The organism is Mycobacterium sp. 852002-51163_SCH5372311, from assembly GCF_001667115.1.
Classification (GTDB): domain Bacteria; phylum Actinomycetota; class Actinomycetes; order Mycobacteriales; family Mycobacteriaceae; genus Mycobacterium.
The window spans coordinates 1-1,191 of the sequence record NZ_LZIJ01000206.1; the positions used below are offsets into that span (position 1 = coordinate 1).

At 58.2% G+C, this 1,191-nt stretch carries 1 protein-coding gene; it reads right to left on the bottom strand.

Annotated elements, in window-relative coordinates:
- Positions 1-249: 249 nt before the first annotated feature.
- Positions 250-1,191: hypothetical protein (locus A5791_RS25510; protein ID WP_067243064.1), on the bottom strand; the 942-nt coding region annotated here is incomplete at its 5' end.

The following is a 1,191-nucleotide window of genomic DNA, read 5'->3' on the forward strand; positions in this document are numbered from 1 at the left end:
AGGCCATCGGCCCAACTGAACTCGCTAGCGCCGGTATCGCCGTTTTCCAGATACGCGAGGTTGCGCGCAAGCTGGTCACCGAGACCGGACGCGTCGGCTCCGCTTCTACTCATCTTGTGAACCGGCTCCAAGAGTAGTAATGGGACTGAGACACATTGGTTTCAGCAGTTGAGCCGGCCAGGGTGGCACCGGCCTGAGCTACCGCGACCACGACTGCAGTCAGATTGGTCTGCAGCCAATCTAGAGGCGTCACTTCGGGATCACCGGCACGTCATAGGAACCGCTGGCCTTGATCTGCGTGAGGCAGGCCTGGCCGCGACGGCGCACGCCAACACCGAAGCTGCGCTGGAAAAAGCTATCCTGCAATGGAAATGGGCCGATACCCGGGATATTTCTTAGACCCTGGTACTGACGCTGAGGGTGCTGTCTGAACCCGATGGCGTTGTCAGGGCTGTTAGCTCCATAGGTGGCAACAACCGCCAAGTAGTCTTCCGGAATGAAATCGCTTTGGATAATCCAGGTTTCGCCGTAGCTACCCTGCACCTTCAGACCGTTGTAGGACTCCGGCGCAACCTGACCCACAATATTTTCCGGTTGCAAGTAGGCCGGTGCGCCAGCGCTGGGAATGTAGTCGTGTTTGGCAATAATGCCGCTGGCGTTTTCTTCGCCAGCCTTGAAGGTAGACACCACTTCTGCCTGTGCCGGGTTCATCAGCGCCAACAGCCGTGAGTTTGATTCGGTGCCGAAACCGTGCTCAGTGACATGGCGAACGGCAGTTTCGAGGTCTCCGGAATCAATGGTGGCGCTACCGGAAACGAGGTAGTGCTGGTGTGCCGCCGCAAACTGCTTGCCGAGATAGGCCGGTGGAACCATGGTGTCACCGTTGTACAGGCCATACACCGGGTGCGACCACTCGTTTGCTATCTGCGTTGGGTCAAACAGCCGCTGCAAGATCGTCCCGGTTGTCAGACGGTTGTCGGCCTCCAGCGCGTAGTTGGCAATTGCGCGGACTTGCTCAGCGGTGCTGTCCCGCAAGAATTTCCACGTCCAGCGGCTTGCCTTGTCGTAGTCCTTGAAGGTGTAGCCCATGAGGTGATAGTCACTGGGTGGCCGCATCGACTCGGGCTCACCGAACTCGGAAGCTTCCTCGAAGCTATCCACACTACGACTTTGAGGAATGGCCCGATGGTT